Source organism: Streptomyces sp. Rer75 (assembly GCF_013414305.1).
GTDB lineage: Bacteria > Actinomycetota > Actinomycetes > Streptomycetales > Streptomycetaceae > Streptomyces > Streptomyces himastatinicus.
Genome location: NZ_CP058693.1, coordinates 3,745,330 through 3,770,654, shown reverse-complemented (window position 1 = coordinate 3,770,654; position 25,325 = coordinate 3,745,330). Strand labels below are relative to the sequence as shown.

Here is a 25,325-nt window from a genome sequence, read left to right as displayed (position 1 = left end):
CGCGGCCCAAGCACGGAGTACACGACACGATGACTACCCCCAACGAAAAGCTCGTTGACGCGCTGCGGGCCTCGCTGAAGGAAACCGAGCGGCTGCGTCGGCAGAACCAGCAGCTCACCGACGCGTCCCGGGAACCGATCGCGATCGTCGGCATGAGCTGCCGGTTCCCCGGTGGCGTCGGCAGCCCCGAGGAGCTGTGGCAGCTCGTCGCGGGCGGCCACGACGCCATCTCGGGGTTCCCGACCGACCGCGGCTGGGACATCGAGTCGCTGTACGACCCGGACCCGGAGCACGAGGGCACCTTCTACGCCCGCGGGGGCGGTTTCCTCTACGAGGCCGACCAGTTCGACCCCGGGTTCTTCGGGATCTCGCCGCGTGAGGCGCTCGCCATGGATCCGCAGCAGCGGCTGCTGCTGGAGACGTCGTGGGAGGCGTTCGAGCGGGCGGGCATCGACCCGGCCGTGCTGCGCGGCTCCCGCACCGGCGTGTTCGTCGGCGCGTCCACGCAGGCGTACGGGGCGGGCGAATACGACCTGCCGGAGGGCGTCGAGGGCCATCTGCTCACCGGCACCGCCTCCAGCGTCGCGTCCGGGCGGCTCAGTTACGCCTTCGGCCTCGAAGGCCCGGCCGCCACCATCGACACCGCGTGTTCGTCCTCCTCGGTCGCGCTGCACCTGGCGGTCCAGGCGCTGCGGCAGAGCGAATGCTCGCTCGCGCTGGCGGCGGGCGCGACCGTGCTCGCCTCGCCCGATGTGTTCGTGGAGTTCAGCCGCCAGCGCGGACTGTCCGCCGACGGCCGCTGCAAGTCCTTCGCGGCGTCGGCGGACGGCACCGGCTGGTCCGAGGGCGTGGCCGTGCTGCTGGTCGAGCGGCTGTCGGACGCGGTACGCAACGGCCACCAGGTGCTCGCGGTCGTGCGCGGTTCGGCGGTCAACCAGGACGGTGCGTCCAACGGTCTGACGGCGCCGAACGGGCCGTCGCAGCGGCGCGTCATCCGCCAGGCCCTGGAGAACGCCCGCCTCACGCCCGCCGACGTGGACGCGGTCGAAGCACACGGCACGGGCACGACGCTGGGCGACCCGATCGAGGCGCAGGCCCTGATCGCCACCTACGGCCAGGACCGGCCGGAGGGGCAGCCGTTGTGGCTCGGCTCGCTCAAGTCGAACATCGGCCACACCCAGAACGTCGCCGGAATCGGCGGCGTCATCAAGATGGTCATGGCGATGCGGCACGGGATGCTGCCGCAGACCCTGCACGTGGACGAGCCGACGCCGCACGTCGACTGGTCGGCGGGTGACGTGTCGCTGCTCACCGAGGCGCGGGAGTGGCCGGAGACCGAGGGCCGTCCGCGCCGGGCGGGCGTGTCGTCGTTCGGCGTCAGCGGCACCAACGTCCACACCATCATCGAGCAGGCGCCCGAGCCCGAACCGGCGGAGGCCGCCCCGCCTCCGACTGTGGCCCCCGCCGTGCTCCCGTGGGTCCTGTCCGGACGCGGCGCCGCCGCCCTGCGCGCCCAGGCCGAGCGCCTGGCCGCGCACGTCCAGGCCCACCCAGACCTGCGCCCGCTCGACCTCGGCCACGCGCTCGCGACCACCCGGTCCGCCTTCGACCACCGTGCGGTGGTCGTCGCGGGCGACCGCGACGGCTTCCTGACCGGGCTCGGCACCCTGGCGACCGACGGGGACACCCCCGGGCTGGTGCAGGGCTCGCCGGTGCCGGGCAAGGTGGCGTTCCTGTTCACGGGGCAGGGCAGCCAGCGGCTCGGGATGGGTCGTGAGCTGTACGAGACGTATCCGGTGTTCGCGGAGGCGCTGAACGCGGTGTGCGCGGAGCTGGACCAGCACCTGGAACGGCCGCTGCGCGACGTCCTGTTCGGGGCGGATGCGGAGGCGTTGGACCAGACCGGTTTCACCCAGCCTGCGCTGTTCGCGGTTGAGGTGGCGTTGTTCCGGCTGGTCGAGGCGTGGGGCGTGAAGCCGGACTTCCTGTCCGGTCATTCGATCGGTGAGCTGGCTGCCGCGCATGTGGCGGGTGTGCTGTCGCTTGCGGATGCGGCGAAGTTGGTGGCGGCGCGTGGGCGGTTGATGCAGGAGCTTCCGGCCGGTGGCGCGATGGTCGCGGTGCAGGCGTCGGAGGACGAGGTGGCGCCGCTGCTGACGGAGCGGGTGAGCATTGCCGCCCTCAACGGCCCCACGTCCGTGGTCATCGCGGGCGATGAGGACGCGGCTCTGGAGATCGCGGCGTCCTTCGAGGCGCAGGGTCGTAAGACCAAGCGGCTCACCGTCAGCCACGCCTTCCACTCGCCGCGCATGGACGGGATGCTGGACGCGTTCCGCGAGGTGGCGCAGGGGCTGTCGTACGAGGCCCCGAGCATCCCGATCGTGTCGAATCTGACCGGCGAGCTGGTGTCCGCCGAGGAGATCACGACTGCCGACTTCTGGGTGCGCCATGTCCGTGAGGCGGTCCGCTTCCTCGAGGGTGTCCGGACCCTCGAAGCCAAGGGCGTCACGACGTTCATCGAGCTGGGCCCGGATGGTGTGCTCTCTGCGATGGGGCAGGAGTGTGTGTCCGGTGAGGAGGCGGCGTTCGTCGCCGTCTGCCGCAAGGACCGCTCCGAGGTGGAGTCGCTGACGACCGCTGTCGCGCGGGTGTTCGTGCGTGGCGTGGGCGTGGACTGGGCCGGCTTCTTCGCGGGGACCGGTGCGGGGCGGGTCGACCTGCCGACGTATGCGTTTCAGCATGAGCGGTTCTGGTTGGAGCCGGGCGCCGGGTCCGTGGGTGATGTGGCGTCGGTGGGGTTGGAGCCGGCGGGGCATCCGCTCTTGGGTGCGGCGGTGTCGTTGGCGGAGTCCGACGGGTTGTTGTTCACGGGTCGGTTGGGTGTGGATGCGCATCCGTGGCTGGCTGATCATGTGGTGCGGGGCTCGGTCGTGGTGCCGGGTACGGCGTTCGTGGAGCTTGCGGTTCGGGCTGGTGACCAGGCCGGTTGCGACCATCTCGATGAGCTGACCCTGCATGCCCCGCTGGTGCTGCCCGAGCGCGGTGGCGTCCGGCTCCAGGTCACCGTCGGCGCCCCGGACGAGGGCGGACGGCGATCCCTCACCGTCTCCTCCCGCGCGGAGGACGCAGCGCCCGACGCGGCATGGGTCCGCAACGCGAGCGGTGTGCTGGCCTCTGGCGCCCCGAGCCCGTCGTACGACCTGACCGAGTGGCCGCCGACCGCCGCCGAGGCGATCGAGACCGACGCGCTCTACGGTCGACTGGCCGAGGCGGGCGTGCAGCACGGCCCGCTGTTCCAGGGGCTGACGGCGGCCTGGCGGCGCGGTGACGAGCTGTTCGCCGAGGTCCGGCTGCCGGAGGACGCCAACCCCGGCGCCGAGCGGTTTGCCGTACACCCGGCGCTGCTGGACGCCGCCCTGCACACCCTGTGCGCCAACGGGGATGCCCCCCAGCTGGCCGCGGACTGGCAGGGCGTCTCCCTGTACGCGGAGGGCGCGTCCGCGCTGCGCGTACGGATCGGGTCGGCCGGAGCCGACACCGTGACCGTGGCGCTCGCCGACGCCGCGGGTGAGCCGGTCGCCACCATCGACGCACTGCGCTGCCGCCCGCTCCCCGAAGACCTCGGGGGAGACGCGGACGCACAGTGGCAGCACCTGTACCGGCTGGAGTGGGTGGCCGCCCCGCAGGCCGTCGAGGCCGGGCCGGACGCCGCCGCCCGCCGCGTCGTCCTCGGTGACGAGGACCCGTACGCCATGGTCGCGGGCGGCGTGGCCGCCGCCTCCGTACCGGATCTGGCGGCGCTGGGCGCGTCCGTCGAGGCGGGCGACACCGCCGCGCCGGAGCTGGTTTTTGCCTCCTTCGCGCCCGTACCGCAGGGCCCGGACGAGGACGTGGCCGAAGCGGCGCACCGGGAGGCGCAGCGCGCGCTGGCCCTCGTCCAGGGGTGGCTGGCCGACGAGCGGTTCGGGGACGCGCGGCTCGTGGTGGTCACCCGGGGCGCGCTGGCCGCCGGGGACGAGGAGCAGCTCACCGACCTGGCGCACGCCCCGCTGTGGGGTCTGGTGCGCTCCGCCGAGACCGAGAACCCGGGCCGTTTCGTCCTCGTGGACCTCGACGAAGACTCCTCCGTCGCCGCGCTGTCCGACGCCCTGGCCACCGGGGAGCCGGAGTTGGCCGTCCGTGCGGGCCGCGCCCTCGCGCCCCGCCTGGCCCGTGCCACGGCGGAGGACCGTACCAACGGCGCCGCCCAGGCGTTCGACGCCGACGGCACCGTCCTCATCACCGGCGGCACCGGCGCCCTGGGCCGTCTGCTCGCCCGCCACCTGGTCGCCGAGCACGGCGTACGCCACCTGCTGCTCACCAGCAGGCGCGGCGCGGACGCCGACGGCGCCGCCGAGCTGGCCGCCGAACTCCGCGCGCAGGGCGCCGAGATCACCCTCGCCGCCTGCGACGCCGCGGACCGCGACGCGCTCGCCGCGACCCTGGCCGCCATCCCGGCCGAGCACCCGCTGACGGCCGTCGTGCACACCGCCGGTGTGCTGGACGACGGCACGGCGGCCGCCCTGACGCCCGAGCAGCTGGACCGCGTCCTGCGGCCCAAGGTCGACGCGGCCTGGAACCTGCACGAGCTGACGCGTGGCCGCGCCCTCTCCGCGTTCGTCCTGTTCTCCGCCATCGCGGGCACCCTCGGCGGCGCGGGCCAGGCCAACTACGCCGCTGCCAACGTCTTCCTCGACGCGCTCGCCGCACACCGCCGCGCCACCGGTCTCCCCGCCACCTCGCTGGTGTGGGGCCTGTGGGCCGAGTCCGGTGGCATCACCGGCGACCTGACCGAGACCGATCTGCTGCGGCTGGCCCGCAGCGGCATGGGCGCGCTGTCCGACGACGAGGGCATGGCGCTGTTCGACACCGCCTGCTCCACCGGCCGGACCACGCTGATCCCGGCCCGGCTCGACCTCGCGGCGCTGCGTTCCGCAGCCGGTACGGGCCCGGTTCCGGCCCTGCTGCGCGGGCTGATCCGTACGACCGGTCGGCGGACCGCGGCGGGCTCGCTCGCCGCCTCCGGCTCGTCCCTGGCCCAGCGGCTGCGCGCGCTCTCCGCGAGCGAGCGCCGCCGTACGCTGCTGGACCTCGTCCGCACCCATGTGGCCGCGGCGCTCGGCCACGCCTCCGCCGATGCCATCGAGGCGCGCCGGGCCTTCAAGGAGCTGGGCTTCGACTCGCTCACCGCCGTCGAGCTGCGCAACCGGCTCTCCGGCGCCACCGGGCTCAAGCTGCCCACCACGATCGTCTTCGACTATCCGAACCCCGCCGTCCTCGCGGACCATCTGCGCGCCGAACTCCTCGGCCCGGATGCCGACGTGGGCGACGAGGATGACCGGGCGGACACGTCCCCGGCGGCAACCGCCGCCTCCCTCGCCGACGACCCGATCGCCATCGTCGCCATGGGCTGCCGCTACCCCGGCGACGTGCGCTCGCCCGAGGACCTGTGGCAGCTCGTGGCCACGGACGCGGACGCCATCACCGGATTCCCCGTCAACCGCAACTGGGAGACCCAGTGGACGGACGAGGACGCCGACGCGGCGCCGTCCGACTACGCCCGCAGCGGTGGCTTCCTGCATGACGCGGACCTCTTCGACGCCTCGTTCTTCGGCATCTCGCCGCGTGAGGCGCTCGCGATGGATCCGCAGCAGCGGCTGCTGCTGGAAACCTCCTGGGAGGTCTTCGAGCGCGCCGGTATCGACCCGGACGCGCTGCGCGGCAGCTCGGTCGGCGTGTTCGTCGGCGCCGCCTACAGCGGCTACGACGCGGGCCTCGAACAGGCCGGTGCGGAGGTCGCGGGCCATGTGATGACGGGCAACGCGGGCAGCGTCATGTCCGGCCGCATCGCCTATGCCCTCGGCCTCGAAGGCCCCGCGGTCACCGTCGACACCGCGTGCTCGTCGTCGCTGGTCGCGCTGCACTGGGCCATCCAGGCGCTGCGGCAGGGCGAATGCACCATGGCCCTCGCGGGCGGTGTCACCGTGATGACGACGCCCGGCCACTTCACCGAGTTCGGCCGCCAGGGCGGCCTCGCCGCGGACGGCCGCTGCAAGGCGTTCGCCTCCGGTGCGGACGGCACGGGCTGGGGCGAGGGCGTCGGCATGCTGCTCGTGGAGCGGCTGTCGGACGCGGTACGCAACGGCCACCAGGTGCTGGCGGTCGTGCGCGGTTCGGCCGTCAACCAGGACGGTGCGTCGAATGGTCTGACGGCGCCCAACGGCCCGTCGCAGCAGCGCGTCATCCGGCAGGCGCTGGCCGGTGCGGGCCTGTCGGCCGCCGAGGTTGACGCTGTTGAGGCGCACGGCACCGGTACGACGCTGGGCGACCCCATCGAGGCACAGGCGCTGCTCGCCACGTACGGCCAGGACCGCGATGCCGACCTGCCCCTGTGGCTCGGCTCCGTCAAGTCCAACATCGGCCACGCCCAGGCGGCGGCCGGTGTCGCCGGAATCATCAAGATGGTCATGGCCATCCGCCACGGCCTGCTGCCGCGGACGCTGCACGTGGACGCACCGTCGCCGCACGTCGACTGGGCGGACGGAGCGGTGTCGCTGCTGACGGAGGCGCAGGAGTGGCCGGAGACGGGCCGTCCGCGCCGGGCGGGTGTGTCCTCGTTCGGCATCAGCGGCACCAACGCGCACACCATCATCGAGCAGGCGCCCGTACTCGTCGCTGACGAGACGCAGCCGGAGAACCGGCAGACCGGTGTGCTGCCGTACGCGCTGTCCGCGCAGGGCACCGACGCCCTGCGGGCCCAGGCCGAGCGGCTGTACGCCCACCTCACGGCGCATCCCGCCCTCGAACCGGCCGATGTCGCCCACACCCTGGCCACCGGCCGCGCCGTGCTGGACCAGCGCGCGGTGCTGGTCGCCGACGGCCGGGACGAACTGCTCCGCGGGCTCGACGCGCTGGCCCGGGGCGAGTCCGCGCCGGGGCTCATCGACGGCACGGCCGCCGAGGGCGATGTGGCGTTCCTGTTCACGGGGCAGGGCAGCCAGCGGCTGGGCATGGGCCGTGAGCTGTACAACGCCTATCCGGTGTTCGCGGAGGCGCTGGATGCGGTGTGCGACGCGCTGGACGCACACCTCGAACGGCCGCTGAAGACGGTGCTGTTCGGGGACGACGCCTCGGTGCTGGACCAGACCGGTTACACCCAGCCCGCGCTGTTCGCGGTCGAGGTGTCGCTGTTCCGGCTGGTCGAGGCGTGGGGTCTGCGTGCGGACTTCCTCTCCGGTCACTCCATCGGTGAGCTGGCTGCCGCGCATGTGGCGGGTGTGCTGTCGCTTGCGGATGCGGCGAAGTTGGTGGCGGCGCGTGGGCGGTTGATGCAGGAGCTTCCGGCCGGTGGCGCGATGATTGCGGTGCAGGCGTCGGAGGACGAGGTGGCGCCGCTGCTCAGCGAGCGCGTGAGCATCGCCGCGGTGAATGGCCCGAAGTCCGTGGTCATCGCGGGTGACGAGGACGCGGCTCTGGAGATCGCGGCTGGCTTCGAGGCGCAGGGCCGCAAGACGAAGCGGCTCACGGTCAGCCACGCCTTCCACTCGCCGCGTATGGACGGGATGCTGGACGCGTTCCGCGAGGTCGCGGAGGGGCTGTCGTACGAGGCTCCGCGCATCCCGATCGTCTCCACCCTGACCGGGGACGTCGTCTCCGCCGAGGAGATCACCACCCCGGACTTCTGGGTGCGGCATGTCCGTGAGGCCGTCCGCTTCCTCGACGGCGTACGCACCCTCGAAGCGCAGGGCGTCACCACCTTCGTCGAGCTGGGCCCGGACGGTGTCCTCACCGCCATGGCCCAGGAGAGCGCCACCGGCACCGGTGCGGCGTTCGTGGCCGCGCTGCGTGCGGGCCGCTCCGAGGCGGAGGCCCTGACCACCGCCGTCGGTCGACTCCACGTCCGTGGTGTCGCGCCGGACTGGGCGGCGTACTTCGCGGGGACCGGTGCGTCCCGCGTGGACCTGCCCACGTACGCCTTCCAGCACCGTCGCTACTGGCCCGAGGCGCCGGTGTCGGGTCTCGCCGCCGCCGGTGTCGACGGCTGGCGGTACCAGGTGTCGTGGAAGCCGCTCCCGCTGGGTTCCGCGTCGCGCATGTCCGGCACCTGGCTCGTCGTCACTCATGCGGAGACCGACGCGTGGACGGCCGGTGTCGTCCGTACGCTCACCGAACGCGGCGCCGAGGTGCGGCAGCTCGCGCTGGTGGCCGAGGACCGCGCGGGCATCGCCGAGCAGCTGCGTACGGTGGCCGACGGCGGCGCCGTCGCCGGTGTGCTCTCGCTGCTGGGCGCCGGGGACGCGGATGCCCTGCTGCCCACGGCCGCGCTCGTGCAGGCTCTGGGCGACGCCGCGATCGACGCGCCGCTGTGGTGCGCGACGCGGGGCGCGGTGTCGACGGGGCGTCAGGGCGAGGTCGTGGACCCGGCCCGGGCGCGGGTCTGGGGCCTGGGCCGGGTCGCGGCCCTGGAGCTGCCCGACCGCTGGGGCGGTCTGGTCGACCTCCCCGAGACCCCGACCGACCGGGTGCTGTCGCGGCTGGCGGCGGTACTGGCCGGGTCCGGGGGCGAGGACCAGATCGCCGTCCGCCCCTCCGGGGTCTTCGGCCGCCGGCTGGCGCACGCCACCGCACGGCCGGTGCCGGAGTCCGAGAGCTGGAGCGCTCGCGGCACGGTGCTGGTGACGGGCGGCACGGGCGCCCTGGGCGCCCAGGTGGCCCGCTGGCTGATCGACAACGGCGCCGAGCACGTGGTGCTCACCAGCCGCCGTGGCCTGGACGCGCCGGGCGCGGCCGAACTGCGCGACGAACTCGCCGCATCGGGCGCCCGCGTGACCGTGGCCGCGTGCGACGTGGCCGACCGGGAGGCCCTGGCCGGGCTGCTGGCCGGGCTGCCCGCCGAGATGCCGCTGACGGCCGTGGTGCACGCGGCCGGTGTGCTGGACGACGGCGTACTGGAGTCGCTGACCCCCGAGCGCATCAGCGGTGTGCTGCGGGCGAAGGCCGACGCCGCGCTCGCGCTCGACGAGCTGACGCGCGACCTGGACCTGTCCGCGTTCGTGCTGTTCTCCTCGACCAGCGGCACCGTGGGCGCCGCCGGGCAGGCCAACTACGCCGCCGCGAACGCCTTCCTGGACGCGCTCGCCGAGCGTCGGCGCGCCGAGGGTCTGCCCGCCACGTCCATCGCCTGGGGCCCGTGGGCCGCGGGCGGCATGGCCGCGGACGAGGCGCTGGAGCAGCGCATGCGCCGCGCCGGTATGCCGCCGATGGATGCCGACCTCGCGCTCGGCGCGCTCCAGCGCGCCCTCGACCTGGGCGACGGGGCCGTGACGGTCGCGGACGTCGACTGGGACCGGTTCGCCCCGGGCTTCACCGCCGGGCGTCCCAGCCCGCTGCTGGCCGACCTGCCGGAGGTCCGGCACACCGCCACGGCCCCTGGCGAGACGGTGGCCGTCGAGTCGGCGTCCGCGCTGGCGCAGCGGCTCCTCGGCCTGCCCGAGGCGGAGCGCCACCGGGCGCTGCTGGACCTCGTACGGACCCATGTGGCGGACGTGCTCGGCCACGCCGATGTGTCCGACATCAGCGCCGAACGGGCCTTCCGCGACATCGGTTTCGACTCGCTCACCGCCGTCGAACTGCGCAACGGCCTGAACGCCGCCACCGATCTGCGGCTCCCCGCCACGCTCGTCTACGACTACCCGACGCCGATCGCCCTCGCCGACCACCTGTTCGCCGAGCTGCTCGGCGAACCGGCCACGGCCACCGGCACCGGCGGCGCGCTGGTGGCGGGCGCGGCGGCCGACGACGACCCGATCGCGATCGTCGCGATGAGCTGCCGCTTCCCGGGCGGTGTCCACACCCCCGAGGCGCTGTGGCAGCTGCTCGAAGCCGGTACGGACGTGATCTCGGGCATGCCCACCGACCGCGGCTGGGACCTGGCCTCGCTCTACAACCCGGACCCGGACGTCGAGGGCACCTCGTACGCCCGCGAGGGCGGCTTCCTCCACGACGCCGCCGACTTCGATCCGGCGTTCTTCGGCATTTCGCCTCGTGAGGCGCTGGCGATGGACCCGCAGCAGCGGTTGCTGCTGGAGACGTCGTGGGAGGCGTTCGAGCGCGCGGGCATCGACCCGGCCACGCTGCGCGGCTCCACCGCCGGTGTCTTCGTCGGCACCAACGGCCAGGACTATCTGTCGCTGCTGCTCGGCGACTCGCAGGGCCTCGAAGGCCACATGGGCACGGGCAACGCGGCGAGCGTCATCTCCGGCCGGCTCGCCTACACCTTCGGCCTCGAAGGCCCGGCGGTCACCATCGACACCGCGTGCTCGTCGTCGCTGGTCGCCCTCCACTCGGCGATCCAGGCGCTGCGCGGCGGGGAATGCTCGCTCGCGCTGGCCGGTGGTGTGACCGTCATGTCCACCCCCGGTGTGTTCGTGGACTTCAGCCGTCAGCGCGGGCTCGCCGAGGACGGCCGTATCAAGGCGTTCGCGGCCGGTGCGGACGGCACCGGTTGGGGCGAGGGCGTGGGCATGCTGCTCGTGGAGCGGCTGTCGGACGCCCGGCGCAACGGCCACCCGGTGCTCGCGCTCGTACGCGGCACGGCGGTCAACCAGGATGGTGCGTCGAATGGTCTGACGGCGCCGAACGGCCCGTCGCAGCAGCGTGTCATCCGCGCGGCCCTGGCTGGTGCGGGTCTGTCGGCCGCCGATGTGGACGCGGTCGAGGCGCACGGTACGGGAACCCGGCTGGGCGACCCGATCGAGGCGCAGGCGCTGCTCGCCACGTACGGCCAGGACCGGCCCGAGGACCGGCCCCTGCTGCTCGGCTCCATCAAGTCCAACCTCGGCCACACCCAGGCCGCGGCCGGTGTCGCCGGTGTGATGAAGATGGTCCTCGCCATGCGCCACGGAGTGCTGCCGCGCACCCTGCACGTGGACGAGCCGACGCCGCACGTCGACTGGTCGGCGGGCGAGCTGGAGCTGCTGACGGAGGCGCGGGCATGGCCGCAGACCGAGCACCCGCGTCGCGCGGGCGTGTCGTCCTTCGGCTTCAGCGGAACCAACGCCCACGCGGTTCTGGAAGAAGCCCCGGCCGTTGTTCCCGCCGTCGAGGAGGGTGACTTCGAGGCCGCTGACAGCGTGTCGGCCCTGCCGGTGCTCCTCTCCGCCCGGACCCCCGAGGGGCTGCGCGCCCAGGCCGTGCAACTGCACACCTACCTGACCGCGCGGCCCGACGTACGGACCGCCGACCTCGGCTACGCGCTGGCCGTCGGCCGCTCGTCCTTCGAGGAGCGGGCGGCGCTGGTCGCCGACGACCGGACCGGGCTGCTGTCCGGCCTGGAAGCGCTCGCCGAGGGCCGTACGGCGGCCGGACTCATCGAGGGTTCGGTGGCCGGTGGCCGGGTGGCGTTCCTGTTCACGGGACAGGGCAGCCAGCGGCTGGGGATGGGGCGTGAGCTGTACTTCGCGCATCCGGCCTTCGCGGAGGCCCTGGACGAGGTGTGCGATGCGCTGGACGCGCATCTTGAGCAGCCTCTGAAGACGGTGCTGTTCGGGGACGATGCCTCGGTGCTGGACCGGACCGGTTACACCCAGCCCGCCCTGTTCGCGGTTGAGGTGGCGTTGTTCCGGCTGGTGGAGGCGTGGGGTCTGCGTGCGGACTTCCTGTCCGGGCACTCCATCGGTGAGCTGGCTGCTGCCCATGTGGCGGGTGTGGTGTCGCTCGCGGATGCGGCGAAGCTGGTCGCGGCGCGTGGGCGTCTGATGCAGGAGCTTCCGGCCGGTGGCGCGATGATTGCGGTGCAGGCGTCGGAGGACGAGGTGGCGCCGCTGCTGACCGAGCGTGTCAGCATCGCCGCCCTCAACGGCCCGACGTCGGTCGTGATCGCGGGTGACGAGGACGCGGCTCTGGAGATCGCGGCGGGCTTCGAGGCGCAGGGTCGTAAGACCAAGCGGCTCACGGTCAGCCATGCCTTCCACTCGCCGCGTATGGACGGGATGCTGGAGGCGTTCCGCGAGGTCGCGGAAGGGCTGTCGTACGAGGCTCCCCGCATCCCGATCGTCTCCAACCTGACCGGTGCCGTGGTGTCCGCCGAGGAGATCGCGACCGCCGACTTCTGGGTGCGCCACGTTCGCGAAGCGGTTCGCTTCCTCGACGGCGTCCGCACCCTGGAGGCGCAGGGCGTCACGACGTACGTCGAGCTGGGCCCGGATGGTGTGCTCACCGCCATGGCGCAGGAGTGCGTGACCGGCGACGACGCCGTGTTCGTCTCGGCGCTGCGCAAGGACCGTCCCGAGGCCGAGGCGCTGACGACCGCCGTCGCGCGGGCGCATGTGCGGGGCGTGGCGGTGGACTGGACGGCCTTCTACGCCAACACCACCGCAGCCACCCGCATCGACCCGGCCGAGCTGCCGACGTACCCCTTCCAGCGCCAGCGCTACTGGCCGAAGGTGTCGTCGCTGTTCCTCGGCGACGTCGCGGCCCTGGGCCTGGGCGAGGCCGGGCATCCGCTGCTCGGCGCGAGCGCCGAACTCCCGAGCGCGGACGGGACGTTGTTCACCGGCCGCCTGGCGCTGTCGACGCACCCGTGGCTCGCCGACCACACGATCATGGACACCGTGCTGCTGCCGGGCACCGCGTTCGTGGAGCTGGCGATCCGCGCCGGTGACCAGGTCGGCTGTGACGTGCTGGAGGAGCTGACCCTCGAAGCGCCGCTGGTCCTGCCCGAGGAGGGCGGCGTCCAGCTGCGGCTGTGGGTCGGCGCCGCCGATGACACGGCCCGCCGCCCGCTGGAACTGCACTCCCGCGCCGAGAGCTTGTCGGCCGAGGAGCCGTGGACCCGGCACGCGTCCGGTGTGTTGGCGTCCGGTGGCATGGCGGAGGCGTCGTTCGAGCTGAGCGCATGGCCTCCGGCGGATGCGGCCGAGGTGGAGGTCGGCGACCGTTACGCGGATCTGCGGGACGTCGGTTTCGCTTACGGGCCCTCGTTCCAGGGGCTGCGCAGGGCGTGGCGGCGCGACGGCGAGGTGTTCGCCGAAGTGGCGCTGAACGAGGGGGCGGCCGAGGACGCCGCCGCGTTTGCCCTGCACCCGGCGCTGCTGGACTCCGCCCTGCACGCGCTCGGCCTCGCCGGTCTCGGGGGCACCGAGACCGAGGGGCGGCTGCCGTTCGCGTGGACCGGGATGTCGCTGTACGCGAGCGGCGCGTCCACCCTGCGGGTGCGGATGGCCGCGGTGGGCGGCGACGGCGTACGGCTGGAGATCGCGGACACGAACGGTGCGCCGGTCGCGGCCGTGGAGTCGCTGGTGCTGCGTCCGGTGTCGGCCGAGCAGCTCCAGAGCGCGCGTACGGCGTACCACGAGTCGCTGTACCGCGTGGAGTGGACGTCGGCCGCAACTGCGGACGTGGCCGACGGCCACTGGGCGACGCTGGGCACGGACACGTTCGGGCTGGGCGCCACGGCGTACCCGGACCTGGTGGCGCTGGGCGAGGCCGTCGATTCGGGAATGCCCTTGCCGGAGTACGTAGTGGTGTCCCTGGCCGAGCAGGATGCAGCACTTGAAGGCCTACGTCCGGCAAATCAAGCCCGTCCGGCGCTTGAGGACCGGGGTCTTGGGGCGGAGCCCCAAGTTTCGGGAAGGGGCGGGGTGGGGGAAAGCTCCCCCGCCACCACGGCGCATCAGGCCACCACCCAGGCGCTGGGGCTGCTACAGCAGTGGCTGGCCGACGACCGCTTCGCCGATGTACGCCTGGCCGTGCTGACCTCAGGATCCGTGGCCACCGAGCCCGGTGAGCCGGTGCCAGACCTGGCAGGCGCCGCCGTACGCGGCCTACTGCGCTCCGCACAGTCCGAGAACCCGGACAGGCTCCTCCTGATCGACCTCGACGGCGACGAGGACTCGCGGGCCGCGCTGCCCGCCGCCCTCGCGAGCGGCGAGGCCGAGGTCGCGGTGCGGCAGGGCGTCGTCAAGACGCCACGGCTGGCCCGCACCGCATCCGCGGCGACCGACAACGCGGCCCCGGAGTGGAACCCCAACGGGACGGTGCTGGTTACCGGCGCGTCCGGTTCGCTGGGCGGCCTGTTCGCCCGCCACCTGGTGGCGGAACGCGGCGTGCGCCACCTCCTCCTGGTCAGCCGCCGCGGCGACCAGGCACCGGGTGCGGCCGAACTCACCCAAGAGCTGGCCGAGCTGGGTGCCCACGTGCGCTGGGCGGCGTGTGACCTGGCGGACCGGGACGCGCTCGCCGCGACCCTCGCCACCATCCCCGCCGAGCATCCGCTCACCGCCGTCGTGCACACGGCCGGTGTGCTGGACGACGGCGTGATCGGCTCGCTGACACCGGAACGACTGACCAAGGTGCTGCGCCCGAAGGCGGACGCGGCCTGGAACCTGCACGAGCTGACCCAAGACCTCGACCTGTCCGCGTTCCTGCTCTTCTCCTCGGCCGCCGGTGTCTTCGGTGGTCCGGGGCAGGGCAACTACGCCGCCGCCAACGCCTTCCTGGACGCGCTCGCCCAGCACCGCGCCGCCCACCTTCTGCCCGCAACCTCGCTGGCGTGGGGCCTGTGGGCCGGTGGCGGCATGGGCGACACCCTGGACGAGGCCGAGATCACCCGGATGCGACGGGCCGGAGTGCCCCCGCTGCCGGTGGCGGAGGGACTGCGGCTCTTCGACGCCGCGCTGACCGTCGACGAGGCATCGCTGGTGCCGATGCGCCTGGACCTCGCGGCGCTGCGCAACCAGCCCGCGATCTCGCCGCTGCTGCGCGGCCTGGTGCGGGTCCCGGCGCGGCGCGCGGTGGATGCGGTCGCGGCCGGTGGCGACGCGGGGCTGGCGGATCGGCTGGCCGGGCTGAGCGTGGCGGAGCAGGAGCGGTTGCTGCTGGACCTGGTGCGGGCGCAGGTCGCGACCGTACTGGGCTACGGCGGCGCGGACACCATCGGCGCCGGGCGGGCGTTCAAGGACCTGGGCTTCGACTCGCTGACGGCGGTGGAGCTGCGTAATCAGCTCAATGCCGTGACCGGGCTGCGGCTGCCCGCGACCCTCATCTTCGACTACCCGGACCCGCAGGTGCTGGCCCGCCATCTGCGGACCGAGCTGGTGGGCGACGAACCGGCGGAGGTGCACACGCCGGTGCCGGTGTCGGCCGCCACCGACGACGACCCGATCGTCATCGTCGGCATGAGCTGCCGCTACCCGGGCGGGGTCACGACCCCCGAGGAGCTGTGGCAGCTCGTCACGGGTGCCACTGACGCCATCTCCCCGTTCCCCGCCGACCGCGGCTGGGACCTCGACGCGCTCTACAGCGACGACCCCGACCAGGTGGGCACCAGCTACACCCGCGAGGGTGGTTTCCTGCACGACGCGGCCGAGTTCGACCCGGACTTCTTCGGCATCAACCCGCGCGAGGCCATGGCGATGGACCCGCAGCAGCGGCTGCTGCTGGAGACGTCGTGGGAGGCGTTCGAGCGGGCGGGCATCGACCCGTCGTCCGTACGCGGCAGCCGGACCGGTGTGTTCGCGGGCGTCATGTACCACGACTATCTGACGCGGCTGACCGCCGTCCCCGAGGGGCTTGAGGGCTATCTCGGCACGGGTGGCGCGGGCAGCATCGCGTCGGGCCGGGTGGCGTACACCTTCGGTCTGGAGGGTCCGGCGGTCACCATCGACACGGCGTGCTCGTCGTCGCTGGTGGCGCTGCACCTGGCCGCGCAGGCGCTGCGCAACGGCGAATGCTCGCTCGCGCTGGCCGGTGGTGTCACCGTCATGGCCACCCCGGACACGTTCGTGGACTTCAGCCGCCAGCAGGGCCTGTCCACCGACGGCCGCTGCAAGTCGTTCGCCGCGTCGGCGGACGGCACGGGCTGGGCCGAGGGCGCGGGCATGCTCCTCGTGGAGCGGCTGTCGGATGCCCGGAAGAACGGTCACCAGGTGCTGGCGGTCGTGCGTGGCAGCGCCGTCAACCAGGACGGTGCGTCCAACGGCCTGACGGCGCCCAACGGCCCGTCCCAGCAGCGCGTCATCCGCGAAGCGCTCACCAGCGCACGGCTCACCACCGCCGATGTGGATGTGGTGGAGGCGCACGGTACGGGGACGACACTGGGCGACCCGATCGAGGCGCAGGCGCTGCTCGCCACCTACGGCCGGGAGCGGCCGGAGGGGCAGCCGCTGTGGCTGGGCTCCCTCAAGTCGAACATCGGCCACACGCAGGCCGCGGCCGGTGTCGCGGGCATCATCAAGATGATCATGGCGATGCGCCACGGTGTGCTGCCGCAGACGCTGCACGTGGACGAGCCCACCCCGCACGTGGACTGGGCATCGGGCGACCTCGAGTTGCTGACCGACGCCCGGCCGTGGCCGGAACTCGGCCGACCGCGCCGGGCGGCCGTGTCGTCGTTCGGCGTGAGCGGTACGAACGCGCACACCATCCTGGAGCAGCCCCCGGCCCCCGAGGAGACCCCCGCGACCGGTCCGGTGGCGGAACTGCCGACGGTGCCGTGGGTGCTCTCGGGCAAGACCGAGGCCGCCCTGCGCGGCCAGGCCGAACGGCTCCTGGCCCACGTCGGCACCCACACCGACCTGGACGCCACGGACGTCGGCTACGCGCTGGCCACCGGCAGGGCGGCCCTGGACCACCGCGCGGTGGTGGTCGGCGAGGACCGCGCCGGGCTGGTCGCGGGTCTGGAGGCGCTGGCGCGGGGTGAGTCGGCTGCGGGGCTCGTTGAGGGCTCGGTGGCGGACGGCAAGGTGGCGTTCCTGTTCACGGGTCAGGGCAGTCAGCGGCTCGGGATGGGCCGTGAGCTGTATGGCGCGTACCCGGTGTTCGCGGAGGCGCTGGATGCGGTGTGCGATGCGCTGGACCAGCACCTTGAAACGCCGCTGAAGACGGTGCTGTTCGGGGACGACGCCACGGTGCTGGACCAGACGGCGTTCACGCAGCCTGCGCTGTTCGCGGTCGAGGTGGCGCTGTTCCGGCTGGTCGAGGCGTGGGGTCTGCGTGCGGATTTCCTGTCCGGTCACTCCATCGGCGAACTGGCCGCCGCGCATGTGGCGGGCGTGTTGTCGCTCGCGGACGCCTGCACCCTCGTAGCCGCTCGTGGCCGCCTGATGCAGGAGCTTCCGGCCGGTGGCGCGATGGTTGCGGTGCAGGCGTCGGAGGACGAGGTGCTGCCGCTGCTCACCGAGCGCGTCAGCATTGCCGCGCTCAACGGGCCCACGTCGGTGGTGATCGCGGGTGACGAGGATGACGCCGTACAGATCGCCGCGTCCTTCGAGGCGCAGGGTCGTAAGACCAAGCGGCTCACCGTCAGCCATGCGTTCCACTCGCCGCGCATGGACGGGATGCTGGAGGCGTTCCGCGAGGTGGCGCAGGGGCTGTCGTACGAGGCTCCGCGCATCCCGATCGTGTCCAATCTGACGGGCGAGTTGGTCTCCGCCGAGGAGATCACCAGCCCCGACTTCTGGGTGCGCCACGTCCGCGAGGCGGTCCGCTTCCTGGACGGCGTACGCACCCTCGAAGCGCAGGGTGTGACGACGTACGTCGAGCTGGGCCCGGACGGTGTGCTCACCGCCATGGCGCAGGAGTGCGCCACCGGTGCCGATGCGGCGTTTGTGACCGCGCTCCGCAAGGGCCGTGCCGAGCCGGAGTCGCTGACCGGTGCTCTGGCCGCGCTGCACGCACGGGGCGTCGCCCTCGACTGGCGGGCCTACTTCGCCGGTACGGGCGCCGCGCAGGTCGACCTGCCGACGTACGCCTTCCAGCGGCAGCGCTTCTGGGTGGAGAACCCGGAGGAGGTCCGCGAGGCGGCGGCGGCCATGGATTCCGTGGACGCCCGGTTCTGGGAGGCCGTGGAGCGCGAGGATCTGACCGCGCTCGCCGGGGCGCTCCAGTCCGAGGACGCGGACGAGCTGTCCTCGCTGAGCGCCGTCCTGCCGATGCTGTCCTCGTGGCGGCGTCGGCAGAGCGAGCGGTCCACCGTCGACGCGTGGCGCTACCAGGTGACCTGGAAGCCGGTGACCGCCCGTGGTGCGGGGATGCTGAGCGGCCGGTGGCTGGTCGTCGCGCCCGCCGATGGGGAGGGCGACGTCTGGGCCGAGGGGGTCGTACGGACGCTGTCCGCACGCGGTGCCGAGGCGCAGCGGATCGAGCTGGCCGCCGAGGACCGTGCGGGCATGGCCGAGGGGCTGCGCGAGGCGGTCGCGGAGGGCCCGGTGGCGGGCGTGTTCGCGCTGCCGTCCGTCGCCGCGGGCGCCGATGGCCTGCTCCGTACGGCCGCCCTGACACAGGCGCTGGTCGACCTGGGCGTGGACGCGCCGCTGTGGGTCGCCACGCGCGGCGCGGTCTCCACCGGCCGGTCCGACGGGTTGGTGGACGCGTGGCAGGCACGGGTGTGGGGCCTGGGGCGGGTTGCCGCCCTGGAGCTTCCCGAGCAGTGGGGCGGGCTCGTCGATCTGCCGGAGACGGTGGACGACCGGGCGCTGTCCCGGCTGGCGGGCGTGCTGGCCGGTGGTGTCGAGGGCGCTGATGGCGAGGACCAGGTGGCGGTGCGCGCCTCCGGTGTCTTCGGCCGTCGCCTGACCCGCGCCACCGTCTCCTCGCGCGGCCGCATCTGGCAGCCGGGCGCGGGATCCGTTCTGGTGACCGGCGGTACGGGCGCGCTGGGCGCGCAGGTGGCCCGCTGGCTGGTGGCCCAGGGCGCCGCACACGTGGTGCTCACGAGCCGCCGCGGTCTCGACGCGCCCGGCGCGGCCGAGCTGCGGGACGAACTCACCGCCTCCGGGGGCAGGATCACGGTCGCGGCCTGCGACGCCGCCGACCGGGACGCGCTGGCCGCGCTGGTGGCCGGGCTCCCGGCCGAGCTGCCGCTGACGGCCGTCATCCACGCGGCCGGTGTGCTGGACGACGGCGTACTGGAGTCGCTGACGCCCGAGCGTTTCGCCACCGTGCTGCGCGCGAAGGCCGACGCCGCGGCCAACCTGCACGAGGTGACGCGGGAGCTGGACCTCACGGCGTTCGTCCTCTTCTCCTCGTTCGCCGGTTCCATGGGCGCCGCGGGCCAGGCCAACTACGCCGCCGCGAACGCCTTCCTGGACGCGCTCGCCGAGCGCCGCCGGGCCGAGGGCCTGCCCGCCACGTCCATCGCCTGGGGCCCGTGGGCCGAGGGCGGCATGGCCGCGGACGACGCGCTGGAGCAGCGCATGCGCCGCGCCGGTGTGCCGCCGATGGCGGCGGACCTGGCCATCGCCGCGCTCCAGCGCGCCCTGGACCTGGACGAGACGACCGTGATGGTCGCGGACATCGACTGGGAACGGCTGGCCCCCGGCTTCGCCGCGTCCCGGCCGAGCCCGCTGCTGCGGGATCTGCCCGAGGCGCGCACGGCGCTGGAGGCGGAGGCCGGGCAGACGGCCCGTACGGCCGGTGGCGGCGCGGACGAGACCTCGCTCGCGCAGCGGCTCGCGGCCGTTCCGGTGGCGGAGCGCGCACGCGTGCTGCTGGACCTGGTGCGTTCCGCCGTGGCGGACGTACTCGGCCACGCCGACGCCGAGGCGGTGGAGGCGAGCCGGGCGTTCAGCGAGCTGGGCTTCGACTCGCTGACCGCCGTCGAGCTGCGCAACCGGCTGAACACCGTGACCGGGCTGCGGCTGCCGCCCACCCTGGTCTACGACTACCCGACGTCGACGGCGCTCGCCGACCACCTCCGTACGGAGTTCCTGGGCGACGAGAGCGCGGCCGACACCGCCACCACGTCCGTGGGCGTCGTGGTCGATGACGATCCCATCGCGATCGTGGGCATGAGCTGCCGCTTCCCGGGCGGGGTGGACTCGCCAGAGGAGCTGTGGCGACTGCTGTCCTCCGGGCAGGACGCGGTGACGGACTTCCCGGCCGATCGTGGCTGGGACATCGAGTCGCTGTACGACCCGGAGCCGGGCGCCGAGAACACCACGTACGTCCGGGAAGGCGGCTTCCTGGCGGACGCCGGGGACTTCGACGCGGCGTTCTTCGGGATCTCGCCGCGCGAGGCCATGGCGATGGACCCGCAGCAGCGGTTGTTGCTGGAGACCTCCTGGGAGGCGTTCGAGCGCGCGGGCATCGACCCGACGACGCTGCGCGGTCAGCAGGTCGGCGTGTTCGCCGGTACGAACGGCCAGGACTACATGTCCCTCGTCCTCCACTCGCAGGACGGCGGCGACGGCTTCATGGGCACGGGCAACGCGGCCAGTGTGATGTCCGGCCGGGTGTCGTACGCGCTGGGCCTTGAGGGTCCGGCGGTCACCGTCGACACGGCCTGCTCGTCGTCGCTGGTGGCGCTGCACTGGGCGATTCAGGCGCTGCGGGCGGGTGAGTGCTCGTTGGCGCTGGCCGGTGGTGTGACGGTGATGTCGACGCCGGGTTCGTTCGTGGACTTCAGCCGTCAGCGCGGGCTGGCGGCGGACGGTCGTATCAAGGCGTTCGCGGCCGGGGCCGATGGCACCGGTTGGGGCGAGGGCGTGGGCATGCTGCTCGTGGAGCGGCTGTCGGACGCCCGCCGCAACGGGCACACCGTGCTGGCGACCGTGCGCGGCAGCGCGATCAACCAGGACGGTGCGTCGAATGGCCTGACGGCGCCGAACGGCCCGTCGCAGCAGCGTGTCATCCGGCAGGCGCTCGCCGGTGCCGGTCTCTCGGCGTCCGAGGTGGACGCGGTCGAGGCGCATGGCACCGGTACGACGCTGGGCGACCCGATCGAGGCGCAGGCGCTGCTGGCCACCTACGGCCAGGACCGGCCGGAGAACCTGCCCCTGCTGCTCGGCTCCATCAAGTCCAACATCGGCCACACGCAGGCCGCGGCCGGTGTGGCGGGCGTGATGAAGATGGTGCTGGCCTTGCAGCACGGCGTACTGCCGCAGACCCTGCACGTCGACGAGCCGACGCCGCACGTCGACTGGTCCGCCGGTGAGCTGGAGCTGCTGACGGAGGCGCGGGAGTGGCCGGAGACCGGCCGCCCGCGCCGGGCCGCGGTGTCGGCGTTCGGCATCAGCGGTACGAACGCGCACACCGTGCTGGAGCAGGCCCCGGCCCCGGATGAGGCCCCCGCCACCGGTCCGGTGGCGGAGCTGCCGACGGTGCCGTGGGTGCTGTCGGGCAAGTCCCGGGCCGCCGTACGCGGTCAGGCCGAACGGCTGCTGGCCCACCTCGGCGGCGACGCCGCAGCCATCGACGTCGCGTACTCGCTGGCCACGACCCGCACCGCCATGGACCACCGGGCCGTGCTCACCGCGGACGGCGGGGACGGGCTGCTGGCCGGTCTCGCGGCGCTGGCGCGCGGCGAGTCCGAGGTGCCGGGCCTGGTCGAGGGCTCGGTGGCCGGTGGCAAGGTGGCGTTCCTGTTCACCGGTCAGGGCAGCCAGCGGCTCGGGATGGGCCGTGAGCTGTACGAGGCGTACCCGGTGTTCGCGGACGCGCTGGACGAGGTGTGCGCTCATCTGGACGCGCATCTGGAACGGCCGCTGCGGGATGTCCTGTTCGGGGACGACGCCGCGGCGCTGGACCAGACGGCGTTCACCCAGCCTGCGCTGTTCGCCATCGAGGTGGCGCTGTTCCGGCTGGTCGAAGCCTGGGGTGTGAAGGCGGACTTCCTGTCCGGTCACTCCATCGGCGAGCTGGCCGCCGCTCATGTGGCCGGTGTGCTGTCGCTCGCGGATGCGGCGAAGCTGGTGGCCGCGCGTGGGCGGTTGATGCAGGAGTTGCCCGCTGGTGGCGCGATGGTTGCCGTCCAGGCGTCCGAGGACGAGGTGCTGCCGCTGCTCACCGAGCGCGTCAGCATCGCCGCCCTCAACGGCCCGACGTCGGTCGTGATCGCGGGTGACGAGGATGACGCCGTGCAGATCGCGGCGTTCTTCGAGGCGCAGGGTCGTAAGACGAAGCGGCTCACGGTCAGCCACGCGTTCCACTCCCCGCGCATGGACGGGATGCTGGAGGCGTTCCGCGAGGTGGCCGAGGGGCTGTCGTATGAGACCCCGAGCATCCCGATCGTCTCCAACCTCACCGGTGATGTCGTCTCCGCCGAGGAGATCGCCACCGCCGACTTCTGGGTGCGCCACGTCCGTGAGGCGGTCCGTTTCCTCGACGGCGTACGCACCCTCGAAGCGCGGGGCGTCACCACGTACGTCGAGCTGGGCCCGGACGGTGTGCTCACCGCCATGGCGCAGGAGTGCGTGACCGGCGACGACGACACCGCGTTCGTCTCCGCCCTCCGCAAGGACCGGCCCGAGGCCGAGGCGCTGACGAACGCGCTCGCGCGGCTCTACGTCCGTGGCCTGGCCCCGGACTGGGAGGCGTTCTTCGCCGGTACGGGCGCGCGGAAGGTCGGGCTGCCGACGTACGCGTTCCAGCGCAGCCGCTACTGGGTGGACGCGCTGCTCAACCTGGACGAGGTGGCCTCGGCCGGGCTCGGTTCGGCGGGTCACCCGCTGCTGGGTGCGGCGGTGGAGCTGCCCGACGCGGACGCGTACCTCTTCTCCGGGCGGCTCTCGCTCGCGTCGCACTCCTGGCTGGCGGACCACGCGGTCGCCGATACGGCCGTGCTGCCGGGCTCCGCGTTCGTGGAGCTGGCGGTGCGCGCCGGGGACCATGTGGGCTGTGGGCTGCTGGAGGAGCTGGCCCTTGAGGAGCCGCTGATCCTGCCGGAGCGCGGCGGCGTTCAGCTGCGCGTGTCGGTCGGCGAGCCCGACGGCGAGGGCCGTCGTCCGCTGGCGGTGTACTCGCGCCCGGAGGGTGCGGAGTCCGACCAGCCGTGGACGCGGCACGCCGGTGGCGTTCTCGCGTCGGCCGAGGCCCCGGCTCCCGTCGCCGAGTTCGCCGTATGGCCGCCCGCCGGCGCGGAGCCGGTGGACACCGATGCGCTGTACGCGGGCATGGCGCGCGCCGGGCTGCTGCACGGCCCGGCGTTCCAGAGCCTGCGCCACGTGTGGCGGCGCGGCGAGGAGCTGTACGCGGAGGTGCGCGTCGGTGAGGCGCAGCAGGCGGACGCCGCCCGCTTCGCGCTGCATCCGGCGCTGCTGGACGGTGCGCTCCAGCCGCTGGGGCTGGGCGTGAACGGTGCCGCGGTGGCGGCCTCGTGGCGGGGGCTGAGCCTGTACGCGGTGGGTGCCGAGGCGCTGCGCGTGCGGCTGGCCCCGGCGTACGCGGACGGCGCGGCGGACGGCGCGGTGTCGCTGGTGGCGGCCGATGAGACGGGTGCGCTCGTCGCTTCGGTGGACGCGCTGGCGGCCGAGCCGCTGGAGGTGGACCGGATCGCCGGAGCGGCGGCGACGTCCGGGCGCCGGGACACGCTGTTCCGGGTCGACTGGGCCCCGGTGGCGGCGCCTTCGGACGTCGCGTCGGCGGGCTTCGCCGTGGTCGGCGGCGACGACCTCAAGCTGAGCGTGGCCCTCGACGCGGCCGGGCACACCGCCACCGTCCACGACGACCTGACGGCGCTGGGCATGGCAGTCGCGATGGACGGGACGGCGCCGGACACGGTGCTGATCCCCTTCCTGCCCGACGGCGGCGACGACCTCGTCGCGGACGCGCACGCGGCCACCCACCGGGCCCTGGGCCTGGTCCAGGAGTGGCTGAACGGCGGTCGGCCCGGCAGTGCCCGGCTGGTGCTGGTCACGCGCGGCGCGGTCGCCGCGGCCGGGGACGCCGAGGTCGCGGACTTGGTGAACGCGCCCGTGTGGGGGCTGCTGCGGTCCGCGCAGACGGAGAACCCGGGGCAGTTCGTGCTGCTCGACGTCGACGGCGAGGTGTCGTACCCGGCGATCGCGGCGGCGATGGACTCGGGCGAGCCCGAGATCGCGCTGCGCGCGGGGGCGGCGTACGCACCACGCCTGGCCCGGGTCGAGGCCCCGGCCGACGAGCGGGTGGGCGACACCCTCGACCCCGAGGGCACCGTCCTGGTCACCGGCGCCACCGGCGGTCTGGGCAGGCTGGTGGCCCGCCATCTGGCCACCGCGCACGGCGCCCGCCATCTGCTGCTGACCAGCCGCAGCGGCCCCGCCGCCGAGGGCATGGCCGAACTGACCGCCGAACTGGCAGCGTTGGGCGCCGAGGCCACCGTCGTCGCGTGCGACGCGGCCGACCGGGAGGCGCTGGCCGGGCTGCTGGCCGGGATTCCGGCCGACCGTCCGCTGACGGCCGTGGTGCACACCGCGGGCGTCCTCGACGACGGTGTCATCGACATGCTGACGCCGGAGCGGATCGACCGCGTCCTGCGGCCGAAGGTCGACGCGGCGGTCAACCTGCACGAGCTGACCCGCGATCTGGGCCTGTCCGCGTTCGTGCTGTTCTCGGCCGCGGCCGGCACGATCGGCGGCGCGGGCCAGGGCGGTTACGCGGCGGCGAACGTGTTCCTCGACGCGCTCGCCGGACACCGCCGCGCCACCGGCCTGCCCGCACAGTCCCTCGTGTGGGGCATGTGGGCCGAGGAGCGCGGCATGGGCGGCAGGATCGGCGCGGCCGACCTCAAGCGGGCGGCGCGCGGCGGTGTGCTGCCGCTGTCCGCCGAAGAGGGCCTCGCCCTGTTCGACGCGGCCCGGGCGGTGTCCGACGAAGCGGTGCTGGTGCCCGTACGGCTGGACCTGGCGGCGCTGCGCGGCGCCGCCTCAGCCGGGGAACTGCTGCCGCTCTACCGCGGCCTGGTACGCACCCCGGTGCGGCGGGCCGCCGACAGCGGCGGCGCGGCCGTAACCGAAAAGGCGGACGCGGCCGGGGCGGAGACCCTGGCGCAGCAGCTGGCGCGGCAGTCGGAGGCCCAGCAGGAGCGGACCGTTCTCGACCTGGTGCGCCGCCAGGTGGCCGCCGTCCTGGGCTACGCGTCGAAGGAGCAGGTGGGCGCCGAGCAGGCGTTCAAGGAGCTGGGCTTCGACTCGCTGACGGCCGTGGAACTGCGGAACCGGCTGAACACGGCCACCGGGCTGAAGCTGACGGCGACGCTGGTGTACGACCACCCGACGCCGGTGGCGCTCGCGCGGCAGCTGCGCCACGAGGTGGCGCCGGAGGCCGCGGACACCGGAACGTCCCTCATGGAGGAGCTGGAGCGGTTGGAGAACAGCCTGTCCTCGCTGGCGCCGGAGGACCTGGCGGCGGTCGCGGCGGACGAGGCCGCGCATGCGAACATCACGGTGCGCCTACAGACGCTGCTGGCGAAGTGGCACGACGTGCGTCGCACCGCGGACGACGACGGGGCGGACGCCGAGGCGGACGCGTTCGAAGAGGTCAGCGATGACGAACTCTTCGACTTCATCGACAAGAGGTTCGGCAACGGCTGA

1 protein-coding gene is annotated in these 25,325 nt (G+C 73.7%); it reads left to right on the top strand.

Annotated features, from left to right (window positions below):
• The first annotated feature begins 29 nt into the window (after positions 1-29).
• Entirely contained in the window at positions 30-25,325 is a 25,296-nt protein-coding gene (locus HYQ63_RS15630; RefSeq protein ID WP_179934366.1) for a type I polyketide synthase, read from the top strand.